Genomic DNA, 16,988 nt, shown 5'->3' on the forward strand with positions numbered 1-16,988 from the left:
TCTGCAAGATTACATGTCAGTACAACAAGAGGTAAATCTCAAGAACAAATTAAAGGAAGTTTTTGGGTATAGTCAATTTAGAGGAAATCAGGAGTTGATAATAAATAACATTATTAACGGCAAGAATACCTTTGTGATTATGCCAACTGGCGCCGGCAAGTCGTTGTGTTACCAGCTTCCTGCTTTATCTTTACCAGGCACAGCTATCGTTATTTCGCCGCTGATTGCCCTTATGAAAAATCAGGTGGACCAGCTGAACGCTTTTGGCGTTAACGCTCACTTCCTGAACTCTACTTTATCCAAGTCTGAGATAAACAAGGTAAAAAAAGAAACACTCGCTGGAGAAGTCAAGCTTTTGTATGTGGCACCGGAGTCACTTACGAAAGAGGAAACCGTTGAATTTCTGCGCAGTTCAAATATCTCTTTTGTTGCCATAGACGAGGCGCACTGTATATCGGAATGGGGACACGATTTCCGACCGGAGTACCGCCGCATACGTGGCATTATTGATCAGATAGGCAACTTGCCTATTATTGCACTTACTGCCACAGCTACACCTAAAGTGCAGCTTGATATACAGCGGAACCTGCAGATGGACGAGGCTTCGGTATTCAAATCTTCGTTTAACCGTACCAATTTATACTACGAGATACGGCCAAAGCACAACACCAAGAAGCAGCTAATCCAATATGTAAAGAAAAATAAAGGCAAGAGCGGTATCGTTTACTGCCTGAGCCGCAAAAAAGTAGAAGAGATAGCGGAGTTGCTGAAGGTAAACGATGTAAAGGCTCTGCCATACCACGCGGGTCTGGATTCAAGCATACGCATGGCCAACCAGGATGCCTTCCTCAACGAAGACGCAGACGTTATTGTAGCTACCATTGCTTTCGGTATGGGTATCGATAAGCCTGATGTGCGCTTCGTGATACACTACGATACTCCGAAATCAATTGAAGGATATTACCAGGAGACTGGCCGTGCGGGTCGTGATGGCCTGGAGGGTAACTGCGTAATGTACTATAGCTATGATGATATAGTTAAGCTGGAGAAATTCAATAAAGATAAGCCGGTAACAGAGCGTGATAACTCTAAGCTGCTGCTTCAGGAAATGGCCGCTTATGCTGATTCGGCAGTTTGCCGCCGGAAGCAGCTGCTCCATTACTTCGGAGAAGCTTACGAGAAAGATTGTGGCTTCTGCGATAACTGCCTTCACCCCAAAGAGCGTTTTGAGGCTGAGAAAGAGGTGCAGATGGCACTTAGAACAGTAGAGCAGACAGGAAGCCGTTTTGGGATAGATCATATCACAGCTGTGCTTACAGGCCTTAGAAACCAATATGTTACCAGCTACGACCATGATAAGCTGGATGTATTTGGTGCAGGCAAGGAGCACGATGCACAATTCTGGAGTTCGGTGCTGCGCCAGGTCTTGCTTTCTGAGTACCTGGAGAAGGATATAGAAAATTTTGGTGTAGTGAAGCTAACCCAGAAAGGGCGTGACTTTATAGCCAAACCACATCCTATCCAACTTACAAAAGACCATAACTACGAGCAGGAGGTAAAAGAGGACGAGGAGAAAGAGGAAAACCAGGCTTCTGCAGGACATGATGAAGTGTTGTTTGACCTTCTGAAAAGTCTGCGCAAAAAACTGGCGAAGGAGAAAAACTTGCCGCCTTACGTCCTGTTCCAGGATCCGTCTTTAAAAGAGATGGCTACAGTTTACCCTACAACAAAAGAAGACCTTGCCCACATTGCGGGTGTAGGAATGGGCAAGGTGCAGAAATTTGGTAAGCCGTTCCTGGATCTTATTACCAAGTATGTAGATGAGAATGATATCGTGACAGCTGCTGATGTGGTTGTGAAGACTACGGTTAACAAGTCGAAGATCAAAATCTACATTATTCAGCAGATCGATAAAAAAGTGGAGTTGGAGGAGATTGCCTCTTCAAAGTTGCTTACCATGCAGGAACTGATCGAAGAGATAGAGCATATTTGCTACTCAGGCACAAAGCTCAACCTGAATTACTACATCAATAGTATCCTGGATGATGAGCGGCAGGAGGAGATATATGATTACTTCATGAATGCCAGCACCGATAACATTAGCGAAGCGCTGAGGGAGTTAGGCACTGATGATTATTCAGAAGAAGACCTGCGTTTGATGCGAATTAAATTCCTGTCAGAGTACGCTAACTAAGATTAATACTTTGCTAAATTGTCAAATTGTTGGAAGTGTAGGTTAAAGGATCTTTTACCATACGCTTCCAACAATTTCTTTTTAGATTTGACTATAAGTTCAGCCTTTGTTGCTGGCAGCAGTTTTCATTCAACCATTTAACAGTTGAACAAATAACAAATTTAACATGAACGTACTGATTATCGGATCCGGTGCCCGGGAGCATGCCATTGCCTGGAAGCTAAGCCAAAGTGAATATTGTGATAAAATATTTGTAGCCCCCGGAAACGCAGGCACCTCCGAGTTTCACACCAACGCAAGTATCGACATCCATGATTTTGTTGAGTTGGCAAAGTTTGCCACCGATTTCAATATCATGATGATCGTGGTGGGGCAGGAAAATGCATTGGTAGAAGGTATTCATGATTTCTTTCAGGAGACGGATTATCTAAAACACATCTTAGTTGTTGGCCCGAAAAAGGCAGGTGCGATGTTAGAAGGCAGCAAAGACTTTTGTAAGGCATTTCTTCAAAAGTATAATATACCAACAGCACGCTACGAAACTTTTACAGAAGATACCTATCGCAATGCGGTTGAGTATTTAAAAAATCATGCTTATCCGGTAGTACTGAAAGCTGACGGCCTGGCAGCGGGTAAAGGCGTGATCATTGCCCAGGATTTTGATGAGGCAATTGATGCCCTAGAGGATATGCTGCGTAACAAGCGGTTTGGGAAAGCCAGTAGCAAGGTTGTTATTGAGGAGTACCTGCTGGGTATCGAAGTGTCAGTGTTCATACTTACCGATGGAATAGATTATGTGCTTCTGCCAGAGGCCAAAGACTACAAGCGCATTGGCGAAGGCGATACAGGCTTGAACACGGGAGGAATGGGGGCAATATCGCCGGTACCATTCGCTGACGATGCCTTTATGCAGAAGGTGAAGGAGCGTGTGATACTACCAACACTGAAGGGAATGCAGGAAGATGCGCTGGATTATACCGGCTTCCTGTTTATTGGCCTTATGAATGTGAACGGTGACCCTTACGTAATTGAGTATAACGTGCGCCTGGGAGATCCGGAAACCGAAGCTATACTTCCCCGCATAAAGTCTGACATTTTTGAAATGTTCAGAGCATTGCACGATCATACCCTGGCAGACTACAAACTTGAAATTGATCCGCGTACCGCTGCTACCGTTTTTTTAGTATCAGGAGGATACCCGGAGGGATTTGAGAAAGGGAAAGAGATTAGCGGCCTGGAAAATGTGCCATCTGATGTATTGGTGTTTCATGCCGGTACTAAAATGCTTAACGATAAGCTGATCAGCAATGGAGGGCGTGTTATAGCCGTAACCGCGCTGGCAGATACGATGGACGAAGCGCTTCAGAAAGCCAATGCAGCTGCTGAAGCAATTACCTGGCAGGGCCGCAATTACCGCCATGACATTGGCTTTGACTTAAGGTAAAGAAGACTTAGCCAAAAAGCAGCAAAATAAAAGGGACCGGCAAATAATTGCCGGCCCCTTTTATTTTGCTGCTTAAGGTATGATTAGCAGTATGCCTCAAAAGCACCTTTTAGGTTATCTACGATACGATGAAGCTCATTACCCTCTATGTGGTAACGCTCAATCATATGTACAAGCTCACCATCCTTGAACAAAGCAATAGACGGTGATGATGGAGGATATGGCAACATGTGCTCACGCGCTTTCGCAACAGCGTCCTGTTCCATGCCAGCGAACACGGTCACTAGTTTAGCAGGCTTTTTGTCAGAAGCAGAAACAGCCATTTTAAGGGCCGGACGTGCTTTAGAAGCCGCACATCCACAAACAGAGTTTACAGCTAATAAAACAGTTCCTTCATTTTTAAGAGCCTGATCTACTTCTTCTGCTGTCATTAACTGCTCAAAACCACATGAGGTTAAGTCCTCACGGATTGGGGCAACCATATATTCAGGATACATTCCCATTGTTAATCAGAGTTATAGGTAAAAAGATTATGCTACAAATTTAACAATTTCTAATCAAATTAAAGAGGTATAAGTGTTTCTGTTCAGAATACCTGCATCAAATGTTATACAGATATTACTAAAGCAATAATAAGTTTAAATGTTTTTTTAATATGGGTTTTACTTATAACTCATTCATACTGAATGAAGTATAGGGGTAAACAGTTAAGCATTTCAACAGTTTTATACAGAACCTTATGCTTTACCCACAAGACGAAAAGACCTGCGTGCGGTATTATTACCTTTCTGCTCGAAGTGGCAATAACGCTGAAATTATTGAGGTGCTTAATAGCCGGTGTTTTAGTGTAAAGGTGCCCATGCTGGAAGAAGACGTTGTTCTGGAGCCTTTCCACACCCGCCAGATGACACCAAAAGAATCAAAGGTTTTCAGAGATTCCGAAACATGGAAAGTGTTTAGCTGCTGGAGTAAGCTTTACGAGAATCATCATAAGTATGATGTAGAGGAGAGGGAGCTTGCTGAACTGGAAGAATACAGGAGTAAGCTTCATGAAGTTAATAACTTGGTGTCATGAAACAGCAATTGCCTAATACGATAAGAAAATAAAAAAGCCTCTCAAACTTAATTGAGAGGCTTTTTTGTGGTCGCGAAGGGAGTCGAACCCCTAACCTTCTGATTCGTAGTCAGATGCTCTATCCAGTTGAGCTACGTGACCGTTTTTCCGTTATTGTGAGTGCAAAGTAACGTCGTTTTTTGTTTATACGCAAGCCATTTTAAAAATTTTCCTCATTTTTTGCGGCGGCTTTTCGGAGTGTTTTCTTCAAGGCTCGGTCAAAAACAAAGTATAAGCCACCTATCGAAATGAGTATCAGGGAGATCATGAGAATCCGGCCACTTGTGCCGCTTTCAGGGTCTTGCAATAAATTTATGATATCATTTGCCTGTGAGCCTACCCAAAAGAAGAAAAGCGTGCGGGGAAGCATACCTACTATGCTTGCCAGAAAGAATTTTTTCTTATCTACCTGCAAAAGCGAAAGCACAAAGTTCATCAGGGCAAAAGGTAAAACCGGTGAAATACGGGTCAGGAAAATAAGGCTCCAGCTCTGGCTTCTTAGTTCCTGCATCAGGTCGCGTGCTTTTTCGAATCGGTTCAGAAAGCTCATCATTTTACCATGGTCTATAAGTTGAGCGATGCTGTACCCGATCAGGGCGGCAATGCCATAAGAAATCACAATACCTGAAAAGCTACCCCAACTTAGGTAAAAACCACTGACCAATGCTACAAAGGTGGTAGGTGTTAGTGCAAGAGCCATCGTAATGGAAATGATAGCAAAGTATAAAAGCAGCTGTGCCCAGGAGAGGTTCTGCAACAGGTCCTGGTGATTGTAAAGGACCACTGCCAGCGTAGAACTAACCACAACAGGCACTACAACCAGCAATAGCATCGAAACAAAGGTAGAAGCATTCTCACGTATCAGGTTGCGCAGGGTGGCAAGTAGTTTCATAAAGTAATATTATACTCGAAATGTATGGTACAGCCATAAGGAATGGCCTTGTTTTATTTTTGAGAGTGAAGTTCCCGGAAGATTATCGCCGGGTTGTTTTACTCAACCATAGACGAGACACAAAGGACAAAAGATTTTTCCGGCTTTAAAAATACTTTGTTGCAGTGTTGGCAGCGTAAGGATACCTGTGTTCTTTCTTCAGGCATAATTTTTATAAATTGCAGTATACCAATCATTCTAAAAACGTACTTTAACTATGAAATTCGGAACAAAAGCAATACACGCTGGCGTAGAGCCTGACCAAACAACAGGCGCCATCATGACGCCTATCTACCAGACATCAACCTATGTGCAGAAGTCGCCTGGCGATCACAAAGGCTATGAATACTCTCGCACGCACAACCCAACACGTACGCAGTTGCAAAACGCGCTTGCTGCCCTCGAAAACGGCAAGCATGGCTTGTGCTTTGCCTCTGGCATGGCAGCAATTGATGCGATCATTAAAATGCTGAAACCAGGTGATGAGGTAATCTCCACAAACGACCTGTACGGCGGCAGCTACCGCATCTTCACAAAGATCTTCCAGAACTACGGCATCAAGTTCCACTTTACAAACATGCAGCACCCGGAGAATGTGGAGGCTCTGATCAACGATCATACAAAAATGATCTGGGTGGAAACCCCAACCAATCCGCTTCTGAACATCATTGACATAAAAGTATATGCAACGATAGCTAAAAAGCACAACCTGCTTTTAGTTGCCGATAACACTTTTGCCACACCCTACCTGCAAACACCTCTGGACATGGGTGTTGATATTGTGATGCATTCACTTACCAAATATATGGGTGGTCACTCAGACGTAGTGATGGGTGCTGTGATCGTAAAAGATGATGAACTTGCCGAAAGACTGGCGTTTATTCAGAACTCTTGCGGCGGCATCCCAGGGCCGCAGGATTGCTTCCTGGTACTTCGCGGTATTAAAACACTACACCTGCGCATGGAGCGCCACTGCCAGAATGGCCGCAAAGTAGCAGAGTACCTTAACCAACATCCTAAGGTTGAGAAAGTATACTGGCCGGGTCTGGAAGACCACGTGAACCATGATGTGGCGAAAGAGCAGATGCGTGACTTTGGTGGTATGGTCTCCTTCGTGCTTAAAGGTGATAAAGTAGAGGATGCTACGCGCGTGCTGGAGAAGTTTAAGTTGTTTGCCCTGGCAGAATCATTGGGTGGTGTAGAATCACTTTGCGGCCATCCGGCAAGCATGACTCATGCCAGCATTCCACGTGAAGAGCGTATAAAAGCCGGCCTGAGCGATTCTTTGATCCGCTTGAGCGTAGGTGTAGAAGATGCAGAAGACCTGCTTGCTGACCTGGAACAGGCTATTGGTTAATTACTAATTGTAAGTGAAAAAGCTTACTTATACTTAAAGTAAAGCTGCCTGTCTTTTGCAGGGGGGGGTGGTTAATGCATTTCCGGTTTATGACTAGTAGTTGGCAAAAGTCGTAATAAACCAAAAAAACTGATTTGGGTGACCTTAGGTGACAGAGCAGAAGATCATACTTTATAGAGAGCAACAGCGGTTTAAGCAGTTCTGGCTGTGGATAATAATTCTGGGGGCAGCGTCCTTATTCTGGGCAGGCTTCTTTTATCAGGTAATAGAAAGAGGTAAGTTTGGCGATAACCTGGTGTCTGATGCACAGCTGGTGATTTTGTTTGCGCTGATGGGGCTTGGTTTGCCCTACTTCTTTTATGCCATGAAGCTGACAACTGAAGTGCTGCCCGGGGAGGTGCGGGTCCAGCTATGGCCGTTTCACCTGAGGCCGGTTAGTATACCTATGCACCTGGTGCGGGACTTCAGGCCCATTTCCTATAGCCCTATTCAGGATTATGGCGGTTGGGGAATACGTTGGGGCCATAAAGGGAAAGCTTATAATATGTCGGGTAACGAAGGTGTGCTATTACTATTCTATAACCGAAGACCTCTGCTTATAGGGTCACAGAGTCCGCACAAGCTGTTTGAAGCAGTGAGACTAGCTAAGGATCTTAAGCCAGAGCAGTAGCCATACTTACTATAAAACAAAAAGCCGCTGCCCGGTTAGGGCAGCGGCTTTTTGTTTTATAGTAAACAGGAGACTAAGACTGGATACCCAGGATCTTGTATATCTCAGTGAAATCTGGTGTCAGGATGATCTCGGTACGACGGTTCTTTGCTTTAGCCTCAGCAGAACGCCCTGTATCTTTTGGCATATAGTAAGAGCGTCCTGCAGGTGTTACTCTGTCAGGAGACAAGCCTTTTTCAGTCATCATACGCGTGATCTCAGTGGCACGCAATACGCTCAAGTCCCAGTTGTCTGTCAGGTATTTCATGCCGCTTGCAACGCTCACATCATCGGTATGGCCTTCTACCATTACACCAACTTCTTGATTCTTCTTCAGCACGTCAACCAGTTGGTCAATAGCTTTTTTTCCGCCTGGGTTTACTTTAGTGCTGCCTGTTGCAAATAAAAGCTTATCAGACATAGACACATAAACTTTACCATCTTTGATGTTCACGCTTAAGTCGCTCTGGTTAAAGCCCTGTAGTGCAGCATTTACTTCGTTCTTCAGGTTATCAAGAATCTTCTGCTGCTCATTCATTGCACGCTCCATTTCGGCAAGCTTTTGCTCACGGTCTTTTAGAGAAGCAGATAGGTCATTTACTTTTTGCTGAGAAGCTGCCTGCTCACGTTCCAGTGCATCTTTGCTCGCTTTCAGTTCTTCATACTTTTTGGAGGACACACAAGACGCCATCAGTGTGGTGCACAGCAAAAGTGACAGGGAAGCCTTAAAAAAATTAAATTTCATAATTGGTTGTTAATTGGGTTGGTTGAACTTGAAAAAATAATGAATAGACCTATAGTACAAATATGGTAAAAGATTAAGCTGTATGCCATAAAGATCACCAAAAAATGTCTTTTTCGGGCATGCAACTCTGCTCCTAAACGTAGTTTTGGATGATATATTTTATTTAACCTATATTTATTTTCGTCAGTGGCAAATGGCCAGTAAGGCAGTGTTTTTTCGTGTTATCTGGGTTGTTAATGGGTTTGAAAAGACCGGGGATTACAAAAATTTCGGAGACGAGGTTGTAAGAACCAGATACCGATCGGGAGCACTAATAACTGGATTAGTACTAAAGTGTACTCTCCGAAATTAACTACCCGTTGCTCCTCCACGGTCACGATGCATCTGGCTACAAAGTATACCATATACAAAAAGCAAAAAGTGGCGAAGAGGTGCATCGGAATTAACATAGCCAACATGCCAAAAGGTAGGATGCCATCTGTGATGCTTTCGCGTACCACACGCAGCGTAAAGACCATAAGCATGGCGTAGAGTATAAAATAAAGCGCTGCCATATGAAAATACACAGCACTGATGCTGATGCTGCCGGGCAGCCGGCGAAACATGTAAAACCCGATACTCCAAAACCAGAGCGTTAAAAAAGCAGTTGGCAAAGCATCGAGTACGGTAATGGCCAGGTCGCCGGGGTTATAATGCAAAGCCTTAGTAAGTTCTTTTAAACCATACTGTAGCAGGAAAGGCAGTGCAAAGAGCAGCAGAAAAGCCTGCCAGTTTTTCAGAGTTAATAAAAAACGCATGTATTATTTAGTCAATTAAACCCTGTTGTTTCAGCTGATCGAAAATAAGCATGTCCACCGGCGATACTTTATCGCGGTCGTGATAGCTTAACCATACAACTTCTTCAATTTCGGAGCTTGCCATGATCGTGCCGGCATAGCGACCTGTATAACAGAGCATCTGCACCTCAATACCTGCCGCATGCCCATGTGCCTGGGCCCGGAAAGCACCAGTAAACTGCAGGGTTTCGGGTATAAGTTGTACGTCCAGTTCCTCCTTTATTTCACGGATCAGGGTTTCCTGGTCTGTTTCGCCTGGTTCACGTTTGCCACCTGGAATGTAGTACGCATCTTTACCGTAGCTTCGCGTACTAAGTATGCGCTTGTACTGTATTTCTATCCAGGCAACTTTATCTATCAGAGTCATGCTGCTAAGTTAAGCTCTCCAGCTGAAAGTGACTTGTATTTAGTTTAAAATGTGCCTCTTACTTTTAATACTCAGATTCGTTTCTTCAATCAAAAAGCATAACTTTAAGAGCAGCTATCTGGCTGCCTATGCTGACAACCTTAAACTTTACCTTCAACAACTCATGAAAAAGAATCTATATTTCCTGTTGCTTTTTATGCTGGTAAATTTTGCCGCTCTGGCGCAGACCAAACCAGACTATAGTAAAATAACACTGGTTATACATGGCGGCGCAGGCACTATTACCCGCGAAAACATGACCCCGGAAAAGGAGAAAGCATACAAAGAGAAACTGAACGAAGCCTTGGAAACGGGTTATGCAGTTCTCAAAAAAGGGGGCACAAGCCTTGATGCCGTAGAAGCGACCATTAAAGTAATGGAAGACTCACCACTTTTTAATGCAGGCAAAGGAGCCGTGTTTACCAATGAAGGGAAAAATGAAATGGATGCGGCCATCATGGATGGTAAAACTTTGAAGGCGGGTTCTATTGCCAGTGTAACGACCATTAAAAATCCGATCACAGCTGCACGTGCCGTGATGGATAAATCAGAGCACGTGATGATGATAGGGGATGGGGCCGAGAAATTTGCAAAAATGAACGGAGTTGAGATTGTTGATCCCTCTTATTTCTACACTGAAACCCGTTTTAATCAGTTACAGAAATTAAAAGGCGAGGAGAAAACAAAATTGGATCATGATGGAGGCACAAGCAGCACCGAAAATATATTTGTAGAAGGTAAGAAATTCGGTACTGTTGGCGCTGTAGCCCTGGATGCATACGGCAACCTTGCAGCAGCGACCTCAACCGGAGGCATGACAAACAAGCGCTACGGCAGAGTGGGGGATGCTCCGATCATAGGCGCTGGAACCTACGCTGATAACAACAGCTGTGCTGTTTCGGCTACCGGCCATGGAGAGTACTTTATCCGTGCTGTTGTAGCGCATGATATTGCTTCGCTGATGAAGTATAAAGGCTATTCCGTAAAAAAGGCAGCTGATGAGGTGGTGCTGAAGAAACTCGTGGATTTTGGAGGAGAAGGTGGTGTGATTGCCTTGGATAAGAATGGCAACTTTGCCATGCCTTTCAACTCTGCGGGTATGTATCGTGGTTTTATCAAGAATGATAAGGCAGAGGTGTCTATCTACAAAGACTAAGCAAACAGCAAGTTCTAAAACAGTAAGAGCGAAACAGAAATATCTGTTTCGCTCTTACTGTTTTAGAACAATCTTTAATCAGGCGTGTATCCATTCCCAGGCTTGCTGCCGCTGATCAAAGTTAAAATGTTTCACTTCTGCTGACGTAAATGGCTTTGCTATGGACGAGATCATATCCGTCCAACTCTGATCACCTACAACTGCCACTTTGGTAAAATCAGAGGCATGTTTGAAATCAAACCTGACTTCTTCCCAGAGTGCTTTTATAGAGATGCTATCCACATCGTAAAGTTCGACGTAGGCTTTTATTTTACCATGCTGTTTTATCTTTTCTTTCAGCATAGGGAGCATCACATCATAATCATTCTTATCGATATGATCAGATATTCTGAATGCTACCAAGTCGTCTTTAGTTTCTTCTAGTAGTTGTATCATAAAGGAAGCAGGTTAAATAGTACATTCTATAAGTAGTTCTTTTATCTGTTTCTAGGCAGCTCAGTTATAGCTGCTCCAGCCGCTTAAGCTCCTTTGTAAGCACAGCATTAGTTGTGGTTTCAGATCCATCCTCGAACCTGATCATGTAGTCCTGGCCCGATAAACCTGATCTGGAAGCCAGTTCTTCTATAAATTCTTCAGCAGTTTTTATCTGACCTTTGTGCTTTTCCCACTTAGACTGTAAATGGTCAGCAGCCTCCTTGCAGGTGTGTTCACTGCCGTTCCGGATAAAAACAGCACCTTTCATGCCTCTTATGTATTGGATAAGTCGGTCTACTTTCTGGCTTTCGGTTAAACCAGCAACAGTGATACTTATTTTAGTAAGCGAATTGCTATCTATTGCTTTCACTTTTGCAAATGGGCATACGAGCGTTAAAGCAATACCTAACATAATATTTCTCAACATATCCTTTTCTTAGGTTAATAATTATTTTATGATTCTACCGTTATTATTAGCAATTTTAATGCACTTATGTTCAACCAGTAACGTTTACCTTTCTCGTCTGCGGTGGCTGTGTTCAGTGCCGTTGTACATTAGTTAATAACGTAGTTTATGAGGAGAATAGTTTTCTTTTTCTTTCTGCTGCTGCTAAGTCAGCAGGCCTTTGCACAACGCAACATAGAAACCCGCCTGGGATATAGTTACAACGATGATTTTGTGTTTTCAGATGAGTGGCAGTATCTCTCCACTGATATTTACCTTTTTAACGGGAACAAATTTACACGCGTACTGAATGAACTTGAACGGGGTGTGAGAAGGCCGAAGAAGAAATACGGTAATGCGCTGGAGTACCTGTTTATAACTGCGCAGCTCAAGAATATGAAACTCTTCGGTAACGACGCAATTGTATACCCGCTTTATAATTTCTACATCAACCAGGACAAAAGGGAATATAAAACGCAGGTAAGCGACTACCTGGAGGTGGTGCGTATCATTGACAAAATGCCACTTTCCTCTACTCAGAACAGTATAGATGCGGTGATCAATGCCAAAGCTGTTACGAACAACGAAGGAGATCAGGTATTCAGTCTGGTGGCAAACCAACTGGTCAATCTTTCAAAACTTACAAATCCGTCTGGCGCTGTACTTTCTTTGGTTGGGGAGTTCGGGAATCTGCTAAATGCGCGTACCACGAAAAGAGAGTATAAGTTCAGCTCTACTATCCGTTTATATGAAGGCCAGGATTTTGACACGCGCCTGCACTCTGTGCGCATCTATGTGTTTGTGCCCGGCGATGTGAAAACAGTAACCATTAAGTCAGTTAAGTTAACAGATTACCTTTCAAAAAACTCAAATAAGCTCGATCGTAAAAGCCTGGAAGAGTTCATCGGCTACAAAGACTACCCTTACATGGTGGTGGCTAACTACAAATCGTTGTACAAGATGGATGTGCTGACAGGGGATGAGGTGACACTTGACCTGATAGAAAAGCGCAAGCAGAAGATCCAAAATGCTTATGAGCATAAACTGGTGAACGACGAGACGTATCGGCAGGAAAAGCTTTATGTAGAATTCTTGCGTGTGTTTGCAGAAATGAAGCAGAACCTGAATACTTATCGCCTAAACTACCGGAATAACAGCCCGGAAGTAAATGCCAAAAATCTGTTTGGTATTATTCAGGAATACAAGCGACTTAAGAGCACCTTTGATGCCCGTGAGAAAGAGTTTGATAAAAATACTACTTATCAGAATATTTTCAGGACAGAGTATGAAGCCATACTTGGCAACGCAGATCTGTACCTGGAAGCAGACCATAACCTGAAAAACGGTAAGGTGCTGGTAAATACGCTGCGTGATCTTGAGAATGATCCTAAAGCCTGGAATAACCCTGAAAAACGTGAGGTGGCGCTATCGAAACTCTATGCCGTAGAGCTTCCTAAGCCGGAGTATTTATCTGCCTCCGTAGAGGGAGAGGCCATAATCAGGCTGATCAAAAAGTTGGAAGACCTGCAGTTTAATGAAGTATACGCTAAGGAAATTCAGAAACTGATCGAGCTTCAGGCAAATGATGATACCTTGCCGCAACGGAATGCCATACTCGAAAAGGTAACATCCAGTAAGTGCCAGAGTTGTCGTGAAAAAGTGCGTGACGCGATAGCAGATTACAACAAGCGATACGATTCTTTTAAGCTGAAGCAGGCCTTGAAGAAGAAGGATGAACTGAACCAGGCTGCCGAGCAAACTGTGTTCAAGCACCTGAAGCGGCAGCTCTGCATCGAGAATAACCTGCAGACAGTGGCAGCTACTACTAACCAGATGCTGGACCAGTATATAAGCCGGATGCATGAAAAGAATAATGAGTTTGGGAAAAGTATAAAAGAACTGGATCAGCTGAACAAGCAGGAGCCCGAGTTGGTAAAACTACTGAAGGTGCAGGAGTACAATGCGAAGCTGCAGTCTTTGATGAAGGAAGTAGAAAGTAATTTTGAAGTGCTCAGCTCCCTGGATAAGAACTTATGTAACTGCAACGACGCAAGCTAAGCCGAAAAACCTCAAGCTGCACAGGCGCGTTTCAAGGCTATATGCAGGAATTTTTAGATACCGTACTTGGCTTAGGAGATGATTCGCTGAATTGGTGGCAGATGTCTATAAGAGCAGTGTTGGTATTTGCAGCAGCGCTTCTTATCGTAAGGGTAGGTAATCAACGCATCTTCGGGAAGAATACAGCTTTTGATATCATTTTGGGTATCATTTATGGCTCTGTGTTAAGCCGCGCCATAACAGGCAATGCACCGTTTTTCCCTACCATAGTAGCTGCACTAGTGCTTGTATTGCTTCACAGGTTGTTTGCCATACTGGCTTACCATACCAGCTTTTTTGGGAATGTAATAAAAGGTCGACCAAAAATGCTTGTAAAGGACGGAGAGTTGCAGGAAGATGTGATGGAGACAAACAGCGTTACCAGACATGACCTGGAAGAGGCCATGCGGATCAAAGGAGGCATCGACGATATTAAGGATGTAGAGAGGGCCTGCCTGGAAAGAAGTGGTGATATCAGTATTATAGTCAAGAAAGACACGAAGTAAAAGTAAAAGGGGCTCCTGCAATTGCAGGAGCCCCTTTTACTTTTTTATACTAATACCTTTTAGACTTACGCCATTTGGGCATCAAGTTTCTGCGACAATACATTTTTAGGCACAGCGCCTACTTGCTTATCAACGATCTCACCATTCTTAAACACTAAAAGAGTTGGAATGCTGCGGATACCGAACTTAGCAGATGTTTGCGGATTAGCGTCTACGTCTACTTTACCGATCACGGCTTTACCTTCGTATTCGCCTGCCAATTCCTCCACTATTGGGCCTACCATGCGGCATGGGCCGCACCACTCTGCCCAAAAGTCTACCAATACTGGTTTATCTGAATTGATGATCTCATCAAAATTTGCATCTGTGATCTCTATTGCTTTGTTAGCCATAACTTTAACGGTTTGTTGTGTTAAATTCAGTTATTAAATATAGTAACAATTGTAGGTTTGGCAAATATCTGCCCAAAGTGTGTTTACCTGACAAGCTGTCCTGTTACTATACTAAGTATTTATAATTGTTTATACTGATTACTTACGTCTATTTACACTTATAGATATAAATCATTTGTATCAACAAATGTTGTGAATAAAAGTTTATTCCGCAATAGCCAATGCAAAAAAATACGACAAAAAGCTGCTTTGTAGCTCCTGGGGCTCTAGAACACCATTAAATTATTATGATGATGGGCAGGGACTCACAAAACAAATTAGCAGGCAACCGCTCTGGTAAAAGTAGCATCTAAGGTTAAGTAGCAGCAGAAAAGCATGTTAAAACAACTGTTACAAAAGCGTTAAAACGTAATCTTTAGATCTACTTAATCAATAAAACTATGAAGTTGTCCAACTACTGCTTTTCTTTTGCGCTGGTGTGCGTTACCTGCGCTTCGGTGTTTGCCGCTCCGGGCTCGCTCGATAAAAAAGCTACAGACCGGGTGGCGACGCTCACCAAAGTATGGGGGCTGATGAAGTACTACCACTCAGAGGCAGCAGCCGGAAGTATAAACTGGGACTCCGTGTTCGTGGCTTATGTCCCTAAAGTAGTGGCTGCCAAAGACCAGAAGGAGTTTGCTCAACTAATGGATAAGTTTTATACTGAGGTGCCTGCACCAAAGCTTGCTGCTACTTTTAATCTACCGAAAGCGGATACCATAAGAGCTGTTTTCTCTGCAAAAGAGATTAGTGGTTACCATGTTAGTCTAGGGTTAAAACGGCAATTGCAAGAATTATATGAGCGCCACCTGCCAGTAAAAAGCAAGTTCATTACAGACAAGTACAAAGAGTATACCTTGGATTATGTGCTTTTTCAGGAGAACCCCATGGCAGAAACCGCCTACCCAGACAAGGCAACCCGTTTGCTGGCATTAGCCCGCTACTGGAATACTATCAACTTCTTTTACCCGCATAAGCTAACCATCGGCAAAAGCTGGGAAAGTATACTGCAGCACTACATTCCTGTTTTTGCCGATGCCCCGAACAAACTTGCTTATCACCAGGCCATACTTCGCTTAAACAAAGAATTAAAGGACAGCCACACGTTTGTGAACAGCCCAGCTATCAATGCCATGTGGGGTCCTAATCCTTATTTCTTTGTGAAATACATCGAAGGCAAATTTGTGATTACTAAACTGCAGTCTGACTCTCTTGCCAAAGCTGAAGACATTAGAGTAGGCGATGTGATCGAAAGTATAAACGGAAAGCCGGTAAGGCAGCGCGCAAACGAGCTGCACCCATTTTTGGCAGGCTCTAATGAGGCTGCCACCAACCGCGATATTGCTAATTACCTCCTGAATGTAGACAGTGATGCCAGCGTGACTTTAGAGATAGGGCGAGGAGGCAAACGCTTTACCAGGAAAATAAGCCGCTATCCTTATCAGGAACTGATGAAGCTAAGTGATAAGCCACAGGAGCAGTACCAGCCATGGAAGGAAGTTGAAGAGGGTATATTTTGGGTTGATTTTGCTGAAATAAAAGACCCTGTCAAGCTTAATGATCTGTTTGAAGACCTGGAGCGAGCTAAAACGGTGATTATGGATTTAAGAAAATATCCAGACTTCAAGGTTTACCAGCAAACGCTGCCGACCCTGCTTGCCAATAGCTTTTTTGCTTCTACTACAACAAATGCCATAGTAAACTACCCCGGCTACTTTACTCAAAGCAAAAGTATGTTTGAGCGTACAGATACTTCAAAACTTGTTCCCTACAACGGCCGGATGGTTGTGTTAGTGGATGAGTACACCCAAAGTCTTGGCGAAAGCTTTGCCTGCATGTTGGCGCAACGACCAAATACCATCATCATGGGTTCACAGACAGCCGGAACCACAGGCAACATAACCTGGCTGCCTTTGCCCGGTGGTGCCAATGTAGCTTTTACAGGTGTGGGAGAGCGAGGTGTAAATCATACTTTTGAACAACGTAAGGGAGTGAGAATAGATAAAATGGTGAAGCCAACTGTAGCCAGTATAGCCGCAGGTAAAGATATTGTAATAGAAGCGGCTGTAGCAGAGGCAAGAAAAGAGACAACTGCAAAGGCGACAGTTAAGAACCGGTAATAGGCCGTAAGTACAAAAGCAAA

Annotated in this window: 17 protein-coding genes and 1 tRNA gene; 9 read left to right on the forward strand and 9 right to left on the reverse strand. The window is 43.6% G+C overall.

Annotated features, from left to right (window positions below; translation table 11 throughout):
- The first annotated feature begins 13 nt into the window (after positions 1 to 13).
- Both recQ and purD read left to right on the forward strand, forming a co-directional pair.
- Complete coding sequence (gene recQ / locus ACSX1A_RS20340; RefSeq protein WP_439881467.1) at positions 14 to 2,194, forward strand: DNA helicase RecQ; 2,181 nt, start codon at positions 14 to 16, stop codon at positions 2,192 to 2,194.
- Positions 2,195 to 2,360: 166 nt separating this feature from the next.
- The gene (gene purD / locus ACSX1A_RS20345; RefSeq protein WP_439881468.1) at positions 2,361 to 3,638 is read left to right on the forward strand and encodes a phosphoribosylamine--glycine ligase; all 1,278 of its coding nucleotides are present in this window, start codon (positions 2,361 to 2,363) and stop codon (positions 3,636 to 3,638) included.
- A gap of 83 nt (positions 3,639 to 3,721) precedes the next feature.
- Here purD and ACSX1A_RS20350 read toward each other — a convergent pair whose 3' ends face one another.
- Positions 3,722 to 4,135, reverse strand: coding sequence for a BrxA/BrxB family bacilliredoxin (locus ACSX1A_RS20350; protein WP_439881469.1), 414 nt, complete (start codon positions 4,133 to 4,135; stop codon positions 3,722 to 3,724).
- Between the two features lie 242 nt (positions 4,136 to 4,377).
- Here ACSX1A_RS20350 and ACSX1A_RS20355 point away from each other — a divergent pair, with 242 nt between their 5' ends.
- Positions 4,378 to 4,713: a hypothetical protein gene (locus tag ACSX1A_RS20355; protein ID WP_439881470.1), complete on the forward strand. Its 336-nt coding sequence runs from the start codon at positions 4,378 to 4,380 to the stop codon at positions 4,711 to 4,713.
- A gap of 67 nt (positions 4,714 to 4,780) precedes the next feature.
- Here the strand turns inward: ACSX1A_RS20355 and ACSX1A_RS20360 are convergent.
- Together ACSX1A_RS20360 and ACSX1A_RS20365 are read right to left on the reverse strand one after the other, a co-directional pair.
- A tRNA-Arg gene (locus ACSX1A_RS20360) sits at positions 4,781 to 4,854 on the reverse strand.
- Positions 4,855 to 4,912: 58 nt separating this feature from the next.
- Complete coding sequence (locus ACSX1A_RS20365) at positions 4,913 to 5,644, reverse strand: TVP38/TMEM64 family protein (RefSeq protein ID WP_439881471.1); 732 nt, start codon at positions 5,642 to 5,644, stop codon at positions 4,913 to 4,915.
- Positions 5,645 to 5,900: 256 nt separating this feature from the next.
- On the opposite strand from ACSX1A_RS20365, the gene ACSX1A_RS20370 reads away from it, so the two are divergent.
- Both ACSX1A_RS20370 and ACSX1A_RS20375 read left to right on the forward strand, forming a co-directional pair.
- Positions 5,901 to 7,040, forward strand: a complete 1,140-nt coding sequence (locus ACSX1A_RS20370; RefSeq protein WP_439881472.1) for a cystathionine gamma-synthase — start codon at positions 5,901 to 5,903, stop codon at positions 7,038 to 7,040.
- A gap of 148 nt (positions 7,041 to 7,188) precedes the next feature.
- Positions 7,189 to 7,710: a DUF6141 family protein gene (locus ACSX1A_RS20375; RefSeq protein WP_439881473.1), complete on the forward strand. Its 522-nt coding sequence runs from the start codon at positions 7,189 to 7,191 to the stop codon at positions 7,708 to 7,710.
- Positions 7,711 to 7,783: 73 nt separating this feature from the next.
- Here the strand turns inward: ACSX1A_RS20375 and ACSX1A_RS20380 are convergent, their stop codons facing one another.
- The 3 genes from ACSX1A_RS20380 to ACSX1A_RS20390 form a co-directional block, all read right to left on the reverse strand.
- Positions 7,784 to 8,494, reverse strand: coding sequence for an OmpA family protein (locus ACSX1A_RS20380; RefSeq protein WP_439881474.1), 711 nt, complete (start codon positions 8,492 to 8,494; stop codon positions 7,784 to 7,786).
- 233 nt (positions 8,495 to 8,727) lie between these two features.
- On the reverse strand, positions 8,728 to 9,291 hold the full coding sequence (locus tag ACSX1A_RS20385; protein WP_439881475.1) for a hypothetical protein: 564 nt from the start codon (positions 9,289 to 9,291) through the stop codon (positions 8,728 to 8,730).
- A gap of 7 nt (positions 9,292 to 9,298) precedes the next feature.
- A complete protein-coding gene (locus ACSX1A_RS20390; RefSeq protein ID WP_439881476.1) occupies positions 9,299 to 9,697 on the reverse strand; it encodes an NUDIX hydrolase in 399 nt (132 codons plus the stop codon).
- A gap of 163 nt (positions 9,698 to 9,860) precedes the next feature.
- On the opposite strand from ACSX1A_RS20390, the gene ACSX1A_RS20395 reads away from it, so the two are divergent.
- Positions 9,861 to 10,892 (forward strand): isoaspartyl peptidase/L-asparaginase family protein, encoded by a 1,032-nt coding sequence (locus ACSX1A_RS20395; protein WP_439881477.1) that lies wholly within the window; start codon positions 9,861 to 9,863, stop codon positions 10,890 to 10,892.
- 78 nt (positions 10,893 to 10,970) lie between these two features.
- Here the strand turns inward: ACSX1A_RS20395 and ACSX1A_RS20400 are convergent, their stop codons facing one another.
- Both ACSX1A_RS20400 and ACSX1A_RS20405 read right to left on the reverse strand, forming a co-directional pair.
- Positions 10,971 to 11,327: an STAS/SEC14 domain-containing protein gene (locus ACSX1A_RS20400; RefSeq protein WP_439881478.1), complete on the reverse strand. Its 357-nt coding sequence runs from the start codon at positions 11,325 to 11,327 to the stop codon at positions 10,971 to 10,973.
- A 64-nt stretch (positions 11,328 to 11,391) separates the two neighbouring features.
- Positions 11,392 to 11,793, reverse strand: a complete 402-nt coding sequence (locus ACSX1A_RS20405; protein WP_439881479.1) for a DUF5329 family protein — start codon at positions 11,791 to 11,793, stop codon at positions 11,392 to 11,394.
- 147 nt (positions 11,794 to 11,940) lie between these two features.
- Here ACSX1A_RS20405 and ACSX1A_RS20410 point away from each other — a divergent pair, with 147 nt between their 5' ends.
- On the forward strand, positions 11,941 to 13,869 hold the full coding sequence (locus ACSX1A_RS20410) for a hypothetical protein (RefSeq protein ID WP_439881480.1): 1,929 nt from the start codon (positions 11,941 to 11,943) through the stop codon (positions 13,867 to 13,869).
- 41 nt (positions 13,870 to 13,910) lie between these two features.
- Positions 13,911 to 14,414, forward strand: a complete 504-nt coding sequence (locus tag ACSX1A_RS20415) for a DUF421 domain-containing protein (RefSeq protein WP_439881481.1) — start codon at positions 13,911 to 13,913, stop codon at positions 14,412 to 14,414.
- A 65-nt stretch (positions 14,415 to 14,479) separates the two neighbouring features.
- Here the strand turns inward: ACSX1A_RS20415 and trxA are convergent, their stop codons facing one another.
- Entirely contained in the window at positions 14,480 to 14,806 is a 327-nt protein-coding gene (gene trxA, locus ACSX1A_RS20420) for a thioredoxin (RefSeq protein WP_439881482.1), read from the reverse strand.
- Positions 14,807 to 15,246: 440 nt separating this feature from the next.
- On the opposite strand from trxA, the gene ACSX1A_RS20425 reads away from it, so the two are divergent.
- On the forward strand, positions 15,247 to 16,965 hold the full coding sequence (locus ACSX1A_RS20425; protein ID WP_439881483.1) for a S41 family peptidase: 1,719 nt from the start codon (positions 15,247 to 15,249) through the stop codon (positions 16,963 to 16,965).
- Positions 16,966 to 16,988 lie beyond the last annotated feature (23 nt).

The sequence above is a fragment of the Pontibacter sp. MBLB2868 genome, from assembly GCF_051904785.1.
GTDB lineage: Bacteria > Bacteroidota > Bacteroidia > Cytophagales > Hymenobacteraceae > Pontibacter.

Coding starts and splice junctions, on each gene's coding strand:
- recQ (WP_439881467.1), top strand. CDS start 14: ATGTCAGTACAACAAGAGGTAAATCTCAAGAACAAATTAAAGGAAGTT.
- purD (WP_439881468.1), top strand. CDS start 2,361: ATGAACGTACTGATTATCGGATCCGGTGCCCGGGAGCATGCCATTGCC.
- ACSX1A_RS20350 (WP_439881469.1), bottom strand. CDS start 4,135: ATGTATCCTGAATATATGGTTGCCCCAATCCGTGAGGACTTAACCTCA.
- ACSX1A_RS20355 (WP_439881470.1), top strand. CDS start 4,378: ATGCTTTACCCACAAGACGAAAAGACCTGCGTGCGGTATTATTACCTT.
- ACSX1A_RS20365 (WP_439881471.1), bottom strand. CDS start 5,644: ATGAAACTACTTGCCACCCTGCGCAACCTGATACGTGAGAATGCTTCT.
- ACSX1A_RS20370 (WP_439881472.1), top strand. CDS start 5,901: ATGAAATTCGGAACAAAAGCAATACACGCTGGCGTAGAGCCTGACCAA.
- ACSX1A_RS20380 (WP_439881474.1), bottom strand. CDS start 8,494: ATGAAATTTAATTTTTTTAAGGCTTCCCTGTCACTTTTGCTGTGCACC.
- ACSX1A_RS20385 (WP_439881475.1), bottom strand. CDS start 9,291: ATGCGTTTTTTATTAACTCTGAAAAACTGGCAGGCTTTTCTGCTGCTC.
- ACSX1A_RS20390 (WP_439881476.1), bottom strand. CDS start 9,697: ATGACTCTGATAGATAAAGTTGCCTGGATAGAAATACAGTACAAGCGC.
- ACSX1A_RS20395 (WP_439881477.1), top strand. CDS start 9,861: ATGAAAAAGAATCTATATTTCCTGTTGCTTTTTATGCTGGTAAATTTT.
- ACSX1A_RS20400 (WP_439881478.1), bottom strand. CDS start 11,327: ATGATACAACTACTAGAAGAAACTAAAGACGACTTGGTAGCATTCAGA.
- ACSX1A_RS20405 (WP_439881479.1), bottom strand. CDS start 11,793: ATGTTGAGAAATATTATGTTAGGTATTGCTTTAACGCTCGTATGCCCA.
- ACSX1A_RS20410 (WP_439881480.1), top strand. CDS start 11,941: ATGAGGAGAATAGTTTTCTTTTTCTTTCTGCTGCTGCTAAGTCAGCAG.
- ACSX1A_RS20415 (WP_439881481.1), top strand. CDS start 13,911: ATGCAGGAATTTTTAGATACCGTACTTGGCTTAGGAGATGATTCGCTG.
- trxA (WP_439881482.1), bottom strand. CDS start 14,806: ATGGCTAACAAAGCAATAGAGATCACAGATGCAAATTTTGATGAGATC.
- ACSX1A_RS20425 (WP_439881483.1), top strand. CDS start 15,247: ATGAAGTTGTCCAACTACTGCTTTTCTTTTGCGCTGGTGTGCGTTACC.